Consider the following 16,760-nt stretch of genomic DNA (forward strand, 5'->3'; position numbering starts at 1 on the left):
ATACGGCTAAATAAGGGCTACAAATCAAAAAAAACATTTAAAAAATCATCTTGTGATATATAGAAGGGATACACCATTGGAGAAAAATGGCAAACTTTCTATATAAAAGAAGTGGAACTTATTATTTTCACAAAAGAGTATCTTTTGATAACAACTCTTTTCTAATTAGACAATCATTAAAAACTAAATGCTACAATAGTGCGAAAATTTTGGTTAGTTTACTTAATTTTCAAATTCATAAAAATCTATTAAAAGGGCATTTAATGACAAAACAAGAGATAGAAGATATAACATATAAATATTTTACTGATGGATTAGAAGAGTATGAAAAATTAGAAGATTTAAGGCATGAAGCAAATACGACAACTATTAGGGGAACAACTTATGAAGGCAGCACAGAAAAGGCTATCATAAACAAACTGAATGAGTTTCAAGCTATTAATGAAAAAAGAGATTTTAAAGAAGTTAAAAATATTATAGATAATCAAATAATCCCAAGAAGTGGAATTAATGAAAATATAATTGAAGAGTTAAAAAAACACAAAGAGTTCTATTGGAAGATGTTTAAATATGAGATTGAATTATTAAATACTGATTTATCAAGATATTATAGCTACTCTCCAAAAATGGAACAAGAAACACAACAATCTCAAATATACATAAATGAAGAAAAAAAAGATATTCCAGATTTTTATGAACTTATGGAAGAGATTAAAAGATACTATAAAGAAAAAAGAAAATTAAAAGATGAAACAATAAATACATATATAGAAACTTTTGGAATTATTAATGAAGTTTTCCCAAATAAAAAACTAAATGAACTAACTTTAAAAGATTGTGAATATTTAGAAAATATAATTGTAAATCTCCCTAAAAATAGAAAAAAAGGCAAACTAACAAGAGATTTGAATATTGAAGAACAAACAGAACTAATTAAAGATATTTTAAATCAAAGAAATAATGATATATATTTATTAGAATATGAAAATATACAAGTGATAGAACATGACACCATAAATAACTACTTCGACAGGATTAAATTTTTTATTAAATATTGTTCTGAAAAATATGATTTTAAAAATCCAGTGAATCAATTTGTTTTAGAAAGTTTCAGAATAACAAAAGACCCAAGCATGGATAGATTTTTACTAAGTGATGATGAAATAGTTAAAATATTTAATGAATTCGATTATCTAAATAATAGAATATTATACACATTAAAAAATGACCCTTTGAAAGTTTTTGGAATATTTCTTACTATGTTCTTAGGATTAAGACCTAGTGAAATAGGGCAATTTATGATTGCTGATTTAAAAACTACTAAACATAGTAAAACTGGTGAGTTAATATATTATTTAGAAGTTTCAAAAGAAAATCAAAGTGATAATAAAAGCTTAAATGATGTAAAAAGTAATAAAACAATATATGCTAAAAGAAAACTTCCTTTAACGAAACTATTGATTGAAAAATTACGGCTTTTAGATTTTATAAATTATAGAAAGAAAAATAAACACACTTTTATTTTTGTGGATGAAGAAAAAGGAAAAGAAACTAAGAATCTCATAAAATCAACCATTAGAAGATGTGAAAGTAGATTTAATGACAAAATCAAAAAAATAGATATTGAAGATAAAGAAAAAAAATCTTATTACTCACTAAGACATAGTTTCGCAAATAAAATAAAACATATGCCCGAAACATTAAAAGATAAAAGGGGAGAAAGTTTAATGGGGCATACACGAAATGACACAGAACTTTTTAATCGATATGGAAACAAATATTTTGAGCCTGATTTTTTAGTGGAAATATTGGAAAAAGTAGAGTATAAAGGATTAAATGTAATCTTAGATAAAGTGAACTTTTCTATTGGAAAGCTTTTGGAATAGAAGATTATTTAAAAAATTCTTCTATTGGAATATTGAAAGATTTGGAAATCTTATATAAATGTTCTAAGTTAAAATGTTTTTCATATTTATTATTTTCACAGTTTGAATAAAAAGCTATTGATTTGATACCTATATCAAGTGCTACTTTTTCTTGTGAACAACCTTTTTCTATTCTATATTTTCTCACATTATTTGAAATGTTTTTATAAAAATCATGTATCTCTTCTTTTGAACTGTTACTAAAATCTATTTCCATTTAATTTATCCTATAGAGTAAAAATAATTTAAACTTTATTCAGATAAAATACATATGTCTTTATTCTATAGGATAAAAAATTAAAAAGGGGAAAAATGCCAATATGTAAAAATTGTGGTAAAAAATATTTATATCTTTCTTTAGGAAGTAGTGATTATTGTGAAAATTGCCAACCAGAGTTGAGTTTTAGCGATGAAGGTATTGAAGATATAAAAAAAGAAAATAAAAAAGTAGATAAAAATTCAAAACAAAAAATAGAAGATAGCCAAACTTGTGGGATTGTATCTTGTGTGTTAGGTATTTTATCACTTTTTACTGGAGCGATAGGGATAATTTTTGCCATTATAGGGCTTATTTGTGGTCTTAAAAACTCAAAAAATGCTTTTGGAATAATAGGAATAATTGTTTCAAGTATATATCTTATAGTATTTTTACTTGGTGCTTTAGGCCTTGTTTCAATTTTGGCTATGAGTTAAAAATAAATCAATAAAAAGGAAATTTATGAGTTATGAAAAAATAGTTATAGTTTTATTAGTTTCAATAATAGGAGTATCTGCTAAAAATTTATTTATGGATAATTCTGGTGCAATAGATTCTTTAGCAATAATTGTATGTGCAGTAGGAGTTATTTTAATTCAAATAAAAACAAGAAATCAAGAATAAATTAAAAAAGGGGAGAAATGAAAAATTTGTTATTAGTAGCATTGTTAATGCTAGGATTGTTGTTTAGTGGTTGTTCTTCAAAATCAGACCCATCTTCAAATATAAATCAAGGAAATTCAGCGAGTTTTGCTGGTGGTTTGTTATCAAGTGGAAATCCTATTTTAATGGGAGTTGGAGCATTGGTTGGAGCTGTTGGTATTGTTGGTATAGAAAGTGGAGATAATAGAGAACAATATAATTCTTTAAATCAAGAGCAAAAAGAAAAATATGTTCAACTTATGCAACCTTGTATGAGAGAACTTAATATTATAAAAATAAATACACATTGGAAATATGAAAAACTTTCTCAAAATGAAAAAGATAAACTTTATAAAAGACCTATGATAGAAACTTTATCAACAAGAGATTTTGATAGAGGATTTGTATGGAGAAATGGATTAGATAAATTTTCAGAATATAGAGATGTTTGCCACCCACAAGCCATAAAAGAAATTCTAGGTGAACAAACACAAACTGTTCCAGTTTTGGAAACTAAAGAAACAACAGAAAATGAAGCAATAGAAAACCAAACTCCTACTTTAAGCAATGATGAAAAAGTAGAAGAAAATAAGAAATAAAAAATTAGTTAAAAAAAGGGTTTAAAATGGAAAATAAAGAAGAATTATTAAAACTAGAAATAGAAAAACTAAAATTAGAAAATGAGAATCTTAAATTAAAAAATACAAATTTAACTGTTTTCCCTATATATGAGAATAAAGTTATTAAAAGTAATTCTTATTCATATAAAGAAGAAGTTGAAACTCCTTCTGAAGGATTAAATAATCATCAAATAGCTCTTATATTAATCCCAATTATTGGATTTATTGTAGTATCTTATTTAATATTTACATCATAAAATAAGAAGTTCTTTTTATTAGTTATTTTATTCCTACTTCATCGCATTTTTAAAAACAATCAACTTTTAACTAAAAAATATCTTATAACAATATAAGCCCTTAGAAAGGGTTATATTTTTATAGGATACTTTATGTATAAATATATAATCAAAAATTAAAAAACACTTTATTATTGTTAAGCTAAAAGCAATAATAAAAGTAAGTATGGGTGGCACCATATTTTTTAATTTCTGATTTTGAACTTGTGGGAGCTTCCTTATCTCTGTTTAAAAAATTAAACAGAGATAGGAAGCGATACAAAAAATCGCACTTGCGAAAAGATATATCGAGAAAATGGGCATTTAGCAATGTCCATTTTTGCTATATTTTGTATAAAAACACACTAAAAACTGACAAATGCTCCACTATTCAATAACTAGCCAAACTTATAAACTGCCCCTTTGAATTTTGAGTTTTTTTATTTCTGCTTTTACCTTGCCTTTTAACTCTTCGTTATTACACTTTGGCATTTCGTGATATTGCCTTAAAAATAAATCACAGGTCTAAACCACAGTTAAGAAATAATTTATATTTTAAACATCTTTTAGGTGTTCAGTATATAAAAATATAAAGGAGTTATAAAATATGTTCACTCAAAAAAAGAAACAATATTATTCAAATATTTTGGGATTTAAAAATTCAGATGATTTTGAAAACTTTGCTAAGAGATATTTAAAATATCTCCAAAATCAAACATTTACAAAAAATCGTGTTATGGCAGGATTTTTCATCTTGCTTGAAATTCAAAAAGAAACAATATCAAAAAATAAATCTCTGATAAATTTGGAAAATATAAAAAATCAACATATAAAAAAATACTCAACTCTAATTTTAGATTTAAGAAAAAATGGAAGTGGTAGCCAATCAATAGAAAAATATTTATATGAAAATCACAGAGTAAAAGTAAGTAGGGGAACGATAGAAAAATTTTATAAACAAAATAATCTTTAGTTTGTTTATAATATGGCAAATCTAAAAGGTGGAACATTTGAAAAGCAAATTAAAGATGCTTTCCACAGATTGGAAGCATTTGGAATTGGAAGAGTTGGAAAAAGCGATAATTTAACTCATTCTGACAAATTAGCCGAAAAAAGGGAAATGTATTTAAAAGATATAACATCTTTTTTTAAATCCCAAAATCTAAATAATAAACTAAATACACTTTTTACAAAAGAAAATCTTAATAACTTTTTTAATTCAAGATTAGAAAATCTATCTTCAAAAACTCAAGAGAATTATTTAAGGGGCTTCTCCAGTATGCTTAAAGGATTGGAACAACAAAATATTTATATTCCTTTACAACTAGAAGATAAAGATTTTTTTAACGATAGAGTATCAATTATCAAAGATGAAGCAGATATTATCATCGAAAATAGATATATTGAAAATGTTGATAATGTAATAAAAAGTTTATATGAAGATAGGGCAATATCGGGCTTAATTGCTGAAATTCAATATAACCTAAGTATAAGACAAAGTGAAGCCTTTAAACTTGTAAAAAATCCAACTCTATATTTAGATAGTGGTTATGTTGTCAATTTAGTAGGAAAAGGTAATCATAAATATAATCCTAAAGAAATATCATTTGAACTAGAACAGAAACTTTTAAATAATAAAGATTTTTTAATAGATAAATCAACCTATTATAGCGATTTAAAAAGTTATGATATATCTTCTCATGATTTTAGATTTACAGCTGCTCGTGATAAATTTGAAGATATGTTAAAAAGTGGAATTAGTGAAAAAGAAGCAAAATTACAAGTAAGCCAGGAACTAAACCATAAAAGGGAAGCTATCACTAATTATTATTTAAAACGAACAGAATAAAAGGCTTTTATTTAGGTTTTGTTTTACTTGTTTTTAGCTTTAGCTAAAAATAGCCCCGTTTGGGGATTTAAGGGTAGGGGCTATAAAACAAAATAATCCCCGAATTAAAAACTTATCAAAAAAATATTTATCTTCTTATCAATTTATAATCTTCATGTAAATATTTAATTTTTATCTTTAAAAAAGATGAAATATTAACTATCCATTCAAAAAAATACCTCTCTAAGCCCGATATAATGGCACTTTGAAGCCAAAAAAATGTTTTTATTATTAATTAATATATATTCTTATTTATTTATATATTTTATTATTTAAGATTAATATTTATTCTTTATTCTCTCTTTTTTATCCTTACTATTTGCTATCTTCAATTATCTTTTATTTCTTCACTTGGTGTTAATTTTAAATAATACAGTAAGACCATCTACAATGAACATTTTTTTTTACTTTTTTTTAAAGAATTTTTCATTTTTTTTACTAAATCTAACTTTTACAAAAAATCACTCTTATAACAATAAAAATATGTATTAAATTCTATTCCAACACCTTTCAGGGTTGCTCCAAAAAAAAGGAGTAAGCCCATGACAGTTTTAAATAAATATAAAAATGAAGATGAACAACTAAAAGAACTTTTATTAAAAAATCTTCCTAAAAGAACAAAAGCAGGAAATGAAAAACATTTATCAAATATTTACCAATACCCAACTATAAAAGCATTAAACAAATATAAATTTATTAATTTTAATACAAAAGATAGAATAAGTTTTCTAATATTTGATATAGATAAGTTTGAAGATAAAACAGCAAAAGAGCATTTTAAAAATATATATAATTTCTTAGATTTTATAACAGATAATATAGGGATAGAACCAACTTATATCCTGGAAACAAACAAAGGATTCCATTTTGCCTATCATTTAAAAAATCATATATTTACTCATCAAAGAAAACCACTTAAATATGTGATGGATATAAAAGTAGCAATAACGAGATTATTAAGATGTGATGAAATAGCTTCCCATAGATTGTATGGAGTATGGAGAAATCCATTATTACATAACTTTTATTTTTCTCAAAAAATCAATTATGAATTGAATGATTTTAAAAAATATATTCCAAAATCTGAATTTACAAATACACCTTTAAGATTAAAAGTAAAAGTTGATGAAAATGAATTAATAGAAGGACAAAGAAACAAAACCTTATTTAAATATGCTATGAAATATGCTAAAGGTAAAAAAGTATTAAATAAAGATGATATATTAAACTTTTTAATAAATATAAATAATTCCAAAAATGTTGGATTAGGAAATATAGAATTAATACAAATTTCAAACTCCACTTTCAAATATTGGCAAAATGGAAAAATACTCTATGGAACAATGAAAGATGAAAATTTAAAAGTTGTAAATAGTGGTGTCATGGAATTTGAAAAAATGAAAAATTTATCTTATGATGAATACTTAGAAGAAACAAAAATAAGACAACAAAAAGCAGCAAATAGAACTCTAAAGTTAAGAGATAAAGAGAAAAATAAAAAGCAATTATTAGAAGCAAAACAAGATTATATTTCAAAATTACAAACACAAAAAGAGAATCTAGTAATAAATGCTATCTTAGAACTACAAGAACAAAAACTAAAAGTAAATATTGCTTCAATTTCAAAAATTGCTAAGATTGACAGACGAACAGCTAAAAAATATTTCTTGAATTATTTGAATTATGAAAAAGTAAGTTAAGAGTTTTTTATAAACTTTAATATAAGAAAATATTTGATAATATGAAATAAAAAAAAGTGTGATACTTCTATGTGATACTTTTGATTTTTTAGATGTAAAATTGATAAAAACCAATTTATTAAGCCCCATTATTTGGGGTGTTTGAAAAGTGTAATTGGTGGAGATGTGCGGGATCGAACCGCAGTCTTAAAACAGCTCATAAAAGCGTCTACATGCTTAGCAAAGTTGAAAAATTTCACTCTATAGCAACTCAACTTCCAAAAGCAACTATAAAGCTAAGATTTAAAATTTCTCTTCAAAGTTCAATCAATCCTTTAAAGATAATCTATCTAGTGTGAACCAGCAATAATCTACATAGATAGAATCTGTAGTGCCAGTCTCCAAAGACTCAAGCCGTTAGGCGAGTCAGTAAGTTGTTAAACTTACGCAGCTTTTGCGTAAGCTGGAGCGTAATTTGTATTGTTTGCGTCTAAAAAAAATGAACCGCGTAACGGCATGTTCAGGCCGACATGCAACTAATACTCACTGCTCTAATCGATACCAAGTCATCCCCAATATAAAACGTAATTCTACATAAATAAATTTAAAACTATGTTAATTTTGTAATTATATGTAATTAAATGGTTACTAAATACTATTTTTTTATTATAAAATAGTTATAATCAATACATAAAAATATTTGGAGTATTTAATATGAGTAAAAAAGGTATTTTAATAATTGGTGCTGGTGGCGTAAGTAGGGTTGCCACTGTGAAATGTGCAATGAATATTGACACTTTTGAAAAAATCACTTTAGCTTCAAGAACTGTTTCAAAATGTGAAGCAATTGCTGGGGATATTTTAAAGAATCAAGGTGTTAAAATTGATGTAGCTTCAGTTGATGCAGATAGTATTGATGAATTAGTAAAATTAATAGAAAAAGTAAATCCAAAGTTAGTATTAAATGTAGCTTTACCTTATCAAGATTTGACAATTATGGATGCTTGTACGAGATGTAAAGTTGATTATGTGGATACTGCAAATTATGAACATCCAGATGAAGCAAAATTTGAATATAAACTTCAATGGGCAAGAGATAATCAATTTAAAGAAGCTGGAGTTATGGCACTTTTAGGTTCTGGATTTGATCCAGGTGTTACAGGTGTTTTTTGCGCTTATGCTCAACAAAATTTATTTGATGAAATTCATACAATAGACATTATGGATTGTAATGCAGGTGACCATGGGTATAAATTTGCTACAAATTTTAATCCAGAAATAAATCTTAGAGAAGTTTCTGCAAATGGTAGATATTGGGAAAATGGAGAATGGATAGAGACAAAACCACTAGAAATAAGAGTTGATCATGATTATCCAGAAGTAGGAATAAAACCATCATATTTACTATATCATGAAGAGTTAGAATCATTAGTAAAAAATATCAAAGGTTTAAAAAGAATTAGATTTTTTATGACTTTTGGAGATAGTTATATTCAACATATGAATTGTTTACAAAATGTTGGAATGCTAGGAATTGAACCAATTGAACATAAAGGTGTAATGATTACTCCAATTGAATTTCTAACTACATTATTACCAGATCCAGCTAGTTTAGGTCCACGTACAGTAGGACGAACAAATATTGGTTGTATTATTGAAGGCATCAAAGATGAAAAACCAAGAAAAGTTTATATTTACAATGTTTGTGACCATCAAGAGTGCTATAAAGAAACGGGAGCACAGGCAGTTAGCTATACAACAGGTGTTCCAGCAATGATTGGTTCGAAATTACTTTATAAAGGTATTTGGAAAAATACTGGAGTATTTAATATAGAAGAGTTTGATGCAAAACCATTTATGGATGAGTTGATGACACAAGGTCTTCCTTGGAAAATTTTAGAGTTAGATGCAAAATAGTATGAATAAAAATTATGAGATTTTAGATAGCTTTGAAAAACTTCCAAGCCCTGCTTATGTTTGTGAAGAACAACTTTTAGAAAAAAATTTAAGGCTTTTAAAAAAAGTTCAAGAAGAAGCGGATATTAGTATACTTTTAGCATTAAAAGGTTTTGCTATGTACTCAACTTTTGATTTATGCAAAAAATATTTAAAAGGTTGTTGTGCTTCTGGACTTCACGAAGCTATTTTGGCAAAAGAAGAGTTTGGAGGAGAAGTTCATACTTATAGTCCAGGATTTAAAGATGAAGAAATTGATGAAATTATTTCTATTTCAAATCACTTAGTTTTTAACTCTTTTAGTCAATTAAAAAGATTTAAAGATAAGGCTTTTGGAAAAGCATCTTTAGGAATTAGATTAAATCCTGAATATTCAAGTGTTGAAGTTGATTTATATAATCCTTGTGCACCATTTTCAAGAATGGGAACTACAAAAGCAAATTTTGATGAAACACAACTTGAATTTTTAGATGGTTTTCATTTTCATGCACTTTGTGAACAAAATGTTGATGCACTTGAAGGTGCACTTGCAGCTTTTGAAAGAAATTTCTCTCAATATTTTGATAAATTAAAATGGGTTAATTTTGGTGGAGGACATCATATTACAAGGGCTGATTATGATGTAGAAGGATTGATAAAACTTTTAAAAAGTTTTAAAGCTAGATATCCACATCTAAAAGTTTATATGGAACCAGGTGAGGCTATTGGTTGGCAAACTGGATATTTAGTTGCAACTGTTCTTGATATTATAGAAAATGGAATGAATTTAGCAATTTTGGATACAAGTGCAGAAGCACATATGCCAGATACTTTAGCAATGCCATATCGTGCAATGATAAGAAATAGTGGCGTTGCAAATGAGAAAAAATATACTTATAGATTGGGTGGAAACACTTGTTTATCAGGAGATATTATAGGAGATTATTCTTTTGATGAAGAGTTAAAAGTTGGAGATAAAATTATTTTAGAAGATATGATTCACTATACAATGGTAAAAACAACAACTTTTAATGGAATAAAATTACCATCAATAGTTATAAAATCTAAAGAAGGTAATTTTAAAGTTATAAGAAATTTTGGATATGAAGATTATAAAATAAGACTTTCATAAAATTTACATAAGGATAGGAAAATGGGACACGATAGAGGATTGGTTAAACAAACATTTGAAGATAAAGATGTTATTGATACTCAAGAAAATATTGAGCATGGTCAAGATAAAAAAAGAAAAAGGGTTAAATTAAAAGAAGAGATACAAGATGGAGAGCAAAAAGTTCAAGTTTGGATAAAAAAAGAGACTTTAGAATATCAAAAAAAACTTACGAAACTACAAATTGAACTTTTAAAACTTCAAAATTATGTTAAATCTAATGGACTAAAAGTTTTGATAATCTTTGAAGGAAGAGATGCTGCTGGAAAAGGTGGAACAATAAAAAGAATCACTGAACACTTAAATCCAAGAGGAGCAAGAATAGTGGCTTTAGAAAAGCCAAGTGATACAGAAAGAACACAGTGGTATTTTCAAAGATATACACAGCATCTGCCAAGTGCTGGAGAGATAGTATTGTTTGATAGAAGTTGGTACAATAGAGGTGGAGTTGAACCTGTTATGGGCTTTTGTACAAAAGAAGAACATCAACAATTTTTAAGAGATGTTCCTGAATTTGAAAAGATGCTTGTAGAATCTGGAATAATATTATTTAAGTTTTATTTTTCTGTATCAAAAAAAGAACAAGAAAAAAGATTTAAAAAAAGAGAAACTGATCCATTAAAACAACATAAATTATCACCAATAGATAAAGAATCACAAAAGATGTGGGATAAATATACATCAGCAAAATACTCTATGCTTATGGCATCTCATACACAAGTTACTCCATGGATTATAGTAAAAAGTGATAATAAGAAAAAAGCTAGAGTAAATTGTATTCGACATATGTTAAATTCTATAAATTATGATAAAAAGTCTAAAGAAGATATTTTTGAAATAGATAAAAAAATTATTATTGGTGGAGCTTTAGAGCTTGAAAATATGCAAAGAGAACAATTATCATAAAGGTTTGTAATGAATTTAAATGAATTTGAATTAACAATACAAAATGGATTGTATATATCCAAGGATGAACACCCTAAATATGGTAAAAAATATATAGCAAGATTTCAGTATGATAAAAAAAGATATGTTAAAGTTTTAGGATATACAATAAGAGATAATATTACTTTAAATAAAGCTATTGAGCTTATTGAGAATTTTAAAAATTCTGTTATGAAAGATACAAAATTACCTGCAAAAACTGCATCAAAAGTATTAAAAGAAGTTCCTAAAAAACCAGTAAATAATAGATTAGAAGAACTTCAAGATGAGAATAAATATCTTAAATCTTTATTAGGCGATTATAAAAAATTGGATAAAGAAGTTTTAAATGAAGGTGTTCAAAAAATATATGATTTACAAAGTTTAAAACCTTATCAAATTGAACTTATAAAACTTCAAGATTGGCTTGAAAAAGTAAATAAAAGAATGATTATTATCTTTGAAGGAAGAGATGCTTCTGGAAAAGGTGGAGCAATAAGAAGAATTACAAGATATATGAATAACAAGCACTATCGTGTTGTAGCTCTTGGAAAACCAACAGAGACACAGAAAAATCAATGGTTTTTACAGAGATACATAACTCATTTTCCAACTGGTGGAGAGATAGTTTTATTTGATAGAAGTTGGTATAATCGTGCTATGGTTGAACCAATTTTTGGATTTTGTACAGCTGAAGAACATGAAATCTTCATGGAAGATATTGTAAATTTTGAACAAGATTTAGTTAGACAAGGAATGATTCTAATCAAACTATATTTTTCTGTTTCAAAAGAGGAACAAAAAAGAAGATTTGATCGAAGAATAAATGATCCTTTAAGACAATGGAAATTTTCAGAAGTTGATATGCAGGCACAAGATTTATGGGATGAATTTAGTGAGAAAAAGTATGAGATGCTTAGACGAACTACCTCAAGAAGTGCTCCTTGGCATATCATAAGAAGTGATGATAAACATTTAGCTAGATTAGAAGCTATGAAAATAATTTTAAATTCTGTTGATTATGATGGAAGAAATTATTCTTTAAATTTTGAAGCAAATGAAAATATAAATATTTCAGTTCAAAAAGAGCTACTTCAAATGAGAAAAACTAAAGATTATTAATCTTTAGTTTTTCTTTTTACTACATTAAAAAACTTTTTAGTAAAGCCTTAGTAAATTTTCGGTAAAATATTTGTTAAAATTTTAATTCGGAGTAAGTTTAATGGAATTTAAAGCAAATAGAGTTGATGAAGCAAATGTTGAAATAACTGCAACACTTTCAAAAGATTTAATTGAAAAAAACTTAGATAAAGTAGCACAACAAGCTGCTAAAACTATGAATATTCAAGGATTTAGAAAAGGTAAGGTTCCTGTTGCTGTTGTAAAACAAAGATATGCGGATAAACTTTTAGAAGATGCACAAGTTGAAGCTGTTAGAAAAGTTTTAAATGAAGGGTTAAAACAATTAGATATTAAAAATTCAGATTTAATTGGTGAACCAAGTATTACTAAATTTGATAAAAAAGACAATGGAAGTGTAGAGATAGAAATATCTGTAGCTTGTAAACCACAAATTGATTTAGGTGATTATAAATCTTTAGTTCCTGCTGTTAAAGATATTGAAGTTGGAATAGAAAAAATTGATGCAAGATTGACTGAAATTGCATCTTCATCTGCACCTTTAGAAAAAATTTCTAGAAAAAGAGCAGTAAAAGATGGAGATTATGCGGTAATTGATTTTGAAGGTTTTGTTGATAATGTAGCATTTGAAGGTGGAAAAGCTGAGAAATATCCATTACACATTGGTTCAGGTTCATTTATCCCAGGATTTGAAGAACAAGTTATTGGAATGAAATATGAAGAGGAAAAAGATGTTGTTGTAACTTTTCCAAAAGAGTATCAAGCAAAAGATTTAGCTGGTAAAGAAGCTATATTTAAAGTAACTTTACATGAAATTCAAGAAAAAGCAGCTCCTGAACTAAATGATGAGTTTGCACAAAAAATGTTACCAAATGAAAAAGATGTAACAATTGATACTTTAAGAGAAAAAATAAAAGAGCAAATGGTTGCACAAGATAAAGCTACATATTATAGAGAAGAAGTTAAACCTACATTCTTAGAAGCTTTAGTTGAAAAAATTAACTTTGCTTTACCAAAAACAGTAGTTGAGCAAGAAGTAAATTTTGCATTAAATAACAAAATTAGAACAATGAGCGAAGAAGAAATTAATGAATTAAAAGAAGATGCTTCTAAAGTTGAAAAAATAAGAGAAGAATTAAAATCTGATGCAACAAATTCTGTAAAAGCTACATTTATCATTGATGCTTTAGCAAAAGCTGAAAGTGTTGATGTAACTGATCAAGAAGTTACACAGGTTTTATATTTTGAAGCATTACAAATGGGACAAAATCCACAAAATGTAATAAAACAATATCAAGAAGCTGGTTACCTACCTGCTATTAAAATGTCAATGATTGAAGAAAAAGTTACTTCAAAATTATTTGATGAAAAATTAGGAAAATAATTTTAGGAAATAAAATGAGTTATATACCTTATGTAGTTGAAAAAACTGGACGTGGTGAACGAAGTTATGATATTTATTCAAGACTTTTAAAAGATAGAATCATCATGTTAAGTGGAGAGATAAATGATGCTGTTGCTTCAACAGTTGTAGCTCAGCTTTTATTTTTAGAAGCTGAAGATCCAGATAAAGACATTTATCTATATATCAACTCTCCAGGTGGAGTAGTAACAAGTGGTATGTCAATTTTTGATACTATGAATTATATTAAACCTGATGTTTGTACTATTTGTATCGGACAAGCTGCATCTATGGGTGCATTTTTACTTTCAAGTGGTGCAAAAGGTAAAAGATACTCTTTACCAAATTCAAGAATTATGATTCATCAACCTTTAGGTGGAGCAAGAGGTCAGGCAACTGATATTCAAATTCAAGCAAAAGAGATTCAAAGATTGAAAGATACTTTAAATGGTATTTTAGCTAGTCAAACTGGACAAGATGTTCAAACTATCGAAAAAGATACAGATAGAGACAATTTTATGAGTGCAGATGAAGCTTGTAAATATGGGCTTATTGATGAAGTGATTTCAAAACACAAATAAGAAAGAGTTATGATTAGAGAAATTATTACATATCCAAATAAATTACTTCGAACAAAATCTGAAGATGTAGTAAAGTTTGATGAAGAACTTCACACTCTTTTAGATGATATGTATGAAACTATGATGAACGCTTCTGGAGTTGGACTTGCAGCTATTCAAGTTGCAATTCCACTTAATGTTTTGATTATAAATATTCCAAATGAAGAAGATATTCAAGATAAGGCTGAGTTAATAGAAGCTATAAACCCAGTTATTACTCACAAAGATGGTGTTCAAATATATAAAGAGGGTTGTCTAAGTGTTCCTGAATATTATGAAGAAGTAAAAAGAGCTCAGCATATAATTGTTGAATATTTCAATAGATTTGGAGAAAAGCAAACTATGGAATGTGAAGACTTTTTAGCAGTTGCTTGGCAACATGAAATGGAACATTTAACTGGGCATCTTTTCATAGAAAACCTATCATATACAAAAAGACAAAAATTTGAAAAAGAGTATAAAAATAGAAAAAAATCTAAAAGATAATTTCTATTTTAAATACTTTTATATGTAATATTCGCTACTAAAACTATCAAAAATGAATTAAAAACTATCCAAACTCCCCAAAAAAATATCTTTTCAAATCTTGAAGCAAAAATATCTCTAAAATGAATAGGACAAGATTTAAAAGCCATAAATATCGCAAATACAATAGAAAAAATAAAACTATAAATATTAATTTGTGAAAAAAGAACAGTGAAAAATACTAAAAATGGTGTAAAAACATTTAATGCAAAAAGCTTTGCATAAGATTTTCTTCTTTTATCTCCATTGAAATATCCCACTGTAAAACCACAATTTGGACAGATTGTTCCTAATCTTGATAATATTTTATTGTTACAATCTGGGCAATCTATAAAATCTGACATAAAATTTCCTAAAATTTTTTGCCAATTATAGCTATATTATTTTAAATATAGTACTATAATAAAAACATTTTATGAGAAAGATAATGAAAATAATAAAATCAGCAAGCCTTGATACAATAGATGCTATTTCCATAGATGTAGAATCAACATTTACAAGAGGAATGCCAAGTTTCACAATAGTAGGTATGATAAGTACAAGTATAAGTGAGTCCAAAGACAGTGTCAATTATCTTAGTTAATTGTATTTTATCAAATAAATTTGTACAAAAATTATAATATTCCAAATTTATTAGATAATATTACTCTTAATAATTTACTAAAAATACGCATTTTATTGTGCTCATTTTAATTTATTTAAATGATATTTATTTTAAGTTTAAATCTATTATTTTACAAAAAATTATCCATAATTACTTAAATAGTTTTTATCAGATTTAAGCTTATTGTGAATAATATTAATATTATATTAGGCTATATAATAAGTTTGGACATAAATGATTTAAACTCTTTTTTTATTTATTAACATCATTGAGCACTTTTTTTATATTTTATTGTTATACAATCTATCTTAATAATTTGTGACTATTTTTTAAAATAAAATTAAGTAAATTCGATTGTTAATTAAATCTTTTGTATAATCATTAGCCATAAGTATATTCCTACATTCAAAATATAAATTGTATTATCAAATATATGTGATTACATTAAGAACACATTCATATCTGTTTTTTTATAATGATTTACCCTAAACTTAAATATTCCTTGTAATGATGAAATATTAACAATTAATTATCAATAAAAAGATTTATCATACTTTAATTGGAAATTTTAGGAGTTAGTTTTAGAATAGAATAGCAAGCAAGAAAATCAATATTTGAATATATAGAAGTGTTTTATAATAGAGAAAGGTTGCATAGTTCAAATGATAATTTGTCTCCAGTAGAATTTGAAGAAAAACAAAAATTGTTACAAAAAGAAATGGTGGCTTAATAGTTTATCTTTTTTGTATGTTTCTCTGTTGACAGATCAATACAAACCATAAATAGTTATCTCTTGAAATTTGCATATAATCATGCTTTAATGTGATTTCTTTATTAGTTACTTTATTTAATATCTTGATTCCTTTTTTAAATATTTTGTACTTGCTTCAAGTTCTTTTGATTTATTTATGTATAAGACTCTTTGATTATGTAAATATTGTTTATATGATTGTTTCTTTATTTTAAAAGAATTAGAGCTAGCCCAAAAATCTTCCATTAGCAAACTTTTTGTATTTGCTAATTTATTTTAAGTTAATGAAATTGGATTTTTTGGTTTATTTTGTTTTAATGATATTATTTAGAAAATATGTGATATACACTTTTTATAAAATAAGACAAGACTTATAAAATTACTATAATAAATTTGATATAAT

At 26.1% G+C, this 16,760-nt stretch carries 18 protein-coding genes, 1 other RNA gene and 1 pseudogene; 17 read left to right on the plus strand and 3 right to left on the minus strand.

Going from position 1 to position 16,760, the window contains the following annotated elements:
• Positions 1 to 86: 86 nt before the first annotated feature.
• Positions 87 to 1,886 (plus strand): site-specific integrase, encoded by a 1,800-nt coding sequence (locus CRU91_RS03730; RefSeq protein WP_113893535.1) that lies wholly within the window; start codon positions 87 to 89, stop codon positions 1,884 to 1,886.
• A 4-nt stretch (positions 1,887 to 1,890) separates the two neighbouring features.
• Here CRU91_RS03730 and CRU91_RS03735 read toward each other — a convergent pair whose 3' ends face one another.
• On the minus strand, positions 1,891 to 2,142 hold the full coding sequence (locus CRU91_RS03735) for a helix-turn-helix transcriptional regulator (protein WP_113893537.1): 252 nt from the start codon (positions 2,140 to 2,142) through the stop codon (positions 1,891 to 1,893).
• A gap of 95 nt (positions 2,143 to 2,237) precedes the next feature.
• Between CRU91_RS03735 and CRU91_RS03740 the strand changes: the two genes are divergently transcribed.
• The 7 genes from CRU91_RS03740 (at position 2,238) to CRU91_RS03765 (ending at position 7,306) form a co-directional block, all read left to right on the plus strand.
• Positions 2,238 to 2,618: a hypothetical protein gene (locus CRU91_RS03740; protein ID WP_113893539.1), complete on the plus strand. Its 381-nt coding sequence runs from the start codon at positions 2,238 to 2,240 to the stop codon at positions 2,616 to 2,618.
• Between the two features lie 25 nt (positions 2,619 to 2,643).
• Positions 2,644 to 2,805, plus strand: a complete 162-nt coding sequence (locus CRU91_RS12205; RefSeq protein ID WP_222718385.1) for a hypothetical protein — start codon at positions 2,644 to 2,646, stop codon at positions 2,803 to 2,805.
• Positions 2,806 to 2,822: 17 nt separating this feature from the next.
• On the plus strand, positions 2,823 to 3,422 hold the full coding sequence (locus CRU91_RS03745; RefSeq protein WP_113893541.1) for a hypothetical protein: 600 nt from the start codon (positions 2,823 to 2,825) through the stop codon (positions 3,420 to 3,422).
• A 26-nt stretch (positions 3,423 to 3,448) separates the two neighbouring features.
• Positions 3,449 to 3,700, plus strand: coding sequence for a hypothetical protein (locus CRU91_RS03750; RefSeq protein ID WP_113893543.1), 252 nt, complete (start codon positions 3,449 to 3,451; stop codon positions 3,698 to 3,700).
• Between the two features lie 625 nt (positions 3,701 to 4,325).
• The gene (locus CRU91_RS03755) at positions 4,326 to 4,691 is read left to right on the plus strand and encodes a hypothetical protein (protein ID WP_113893545.1); all 366 of its coding nucleotides are present in this window, start codon (positions 4,326 to 4,328) and stop codon (positions 4,689 to 4,691) included.
• 12 nt (positions 4,692 to 4,703) lie between these two features.
• A complete protein-coding gene (locus tag CRU91_RS03760) occupies positions 4,704 to 5,567 on the plus strand; it encodes a hypothetical protein (protein WP_113893547.1) in 864 nt (287 codons plus the stop codon).
• Between the two features lie 581 nt (positions 5,568 to 6,148).
• The gene (locus CRU91_RS03765; RefSeq protein WP_113893549.1) at positions 6,149 to 7,306 is read left to right on the plus strand and encodes a replication initiation protein; all 1,158 of its coding nucleotides are present in this window, start codon (positions 6,149 to 6,151) and stop codon (positions 7,304 to 7,306) included.
• 155 nt (positions 7,307 to 7,461) lie between these two features.
• On the opposite strand, the gene ssrA is transcribed toward CRU91_RS03765, so the two are convergent.
• Positions 7,462 to 7,859, minus strand: a transfer-messenger RNA (tmRNA) gene (ssrA, locus tag CRU91_RS03770).
• A gap of 140 nt (positions 7,860 to 7,999) precedes the next feature.
• Between ssrA and CRU91_RS03775 the strand changes: the two genes are divergently transcribed.
• From CRU91_RS03775 to def, 7 genes are all read left to right on the plus strand, one after another.
• Positions 8,000 to 9,202: a saccharopine dehydrogenase family protein gene (locus CRU91_RS03775; RefSeq protein ID WP_113893551.1), complete on the plus strand. Its 1,203-nt coding sequence runs from the start codon at positions 8,000 to 8,002 to the stop codon at positions 9,200 to 9,202.
• Between the two features lies 1 nt (position 9,203).
• Complete coding sequence (gene nspC / locus CRU91_RS03780; protein WP_113893720.1) at positions 9,204 to 10,352, plus strand: carboxynorspermidine decarboxylase; 1,149 nt, start codon at positions 9,204 to 9,206, stop codon at positions 10,350 to 10,352.
• 21 nt (positions 10,353 to 10,373) lie between these two features.
• Positions 10,374 to 11,297 carry a polyphosphate kinase 2 gene (ppk2, locus tag CRU91_RS03785; RefSeq protein WP_113893553.1) on the plus strand — a complete coding sequence of 308 codons (924 nt, stop codon included), beginning with the start codon at positions 10,374 to 10,376 and terminating at the stop codon, positions 11,295 to 11,297.
• A gap of 9 nt (positions 11,298 to 11,306) precedes the next feature.
• Positions 11,307 to 12,437, plus strand: a complete 1,131-nt coding sequence (gene ppk2 / locus CRU91_RS03790) for a polyphosphate kinase 2 (protein ID WP_113893555.1) — start codon at positions 11,307 to 11,309, stop codon at positions 12,435 to 12,437.
• 100 nt (positions 12,438 to 12,537) lie between these two features.
• On the plus strand, positions 12,538 to 13,839 hold the full coding sequence (tig, locus tag CRU91_RS03795; RefSeq protein ID WP_113893557.1) for a trigger factor: 1,302 nt from the start codon (positions 12,538 to 12,540) through the stop codon (positions 13,837 to 13,839).
• Positions 13,840 to 13,853: 14 nt separating this feature from the next.
• Entirely contained in the window at positions 13,854 to 14,438 is a 585-nt protein-coding gene (gene clpP, locus CRU91_RS03800; RefSeq protein WP_113893559.1) for an ATP-dependent Clp endopeptidase proteolytic subunit ClpP, read from the plus strand.
• A 9-nt stretch (positions 14,439 to 14,447) separates the two neighbouring features.
• Positions 14,448 to 14,963 carry a peptide deformylase gene (gene def, locus CRU91_RS03805; RefSeq protein WP_113893561.1) on the plus strand — a complete coding sequence of 172 codons (516 nt, stop codon included), beginning with the start codon at positions 14,448 to 14,450 and terminating at the stop codon, positions 14,961 to 14,963.
• Between the two features lie 8 nt (positions 14,964 to 14,971).
• Here def and CRU91_RS03810 read toward each other — a convergent pair whose 3' ends face one another.
• Positions 14,972 to 15,346 carry a hypothetical protein gene (locus CRU91_RS03810; RefSeq protein WP_113893563.1) on the minus strand — a complete coding sequence of 125 codons (375 nt, stop codon included), beginning with the start codon at positions 15,344 to 15,346 and terminating at the stop codon, positions 14,972 to 14,974.
• A 71-nt stretch (positions 15,347 to 15,417) separates the two neighbouring features.
• On the opposite strand from CRU91_RS03810, the gene CRU91_RS12210 reads away from it, so the two are divergent.
• Both CRU91_RS12210 and CRU91_RS03815 read left to right on the plus strand, forming a co-directional pair.
• Positions 15,418 to 15,585 (plus strand): hypothetical protein, encoded by a 168-nt coding sequence (locus CRU91_RS12210; protein ID WP_222718386.1) that lies wholly within the window; start codon positions 15,418 to 15,420, stop codon positions 15,583 to 15,585.
• A 616-nt stretch (positions 15,586 to 16,201) separates the two neighbouring features.
• A pseudogene (locus tag CRU91_RS03815) lies at positions 16,202 to 16,336 on the plus strand (IS3 family transposase); the annotation flags it as partial.
• Positions 16,337 to 16,760: the final 424 nt, after the last annotated feature.

The sequence above is a fragment of the Aliarcobacter vitoriensis genome (assembly GCF_003316695.1).
GTDB lineage: Bacteria > Campylobacterota > Campylobacteria > Campylobacterales > Arcobacteraceae > Aliarcobacter > Aliarcobacter vitoriensis.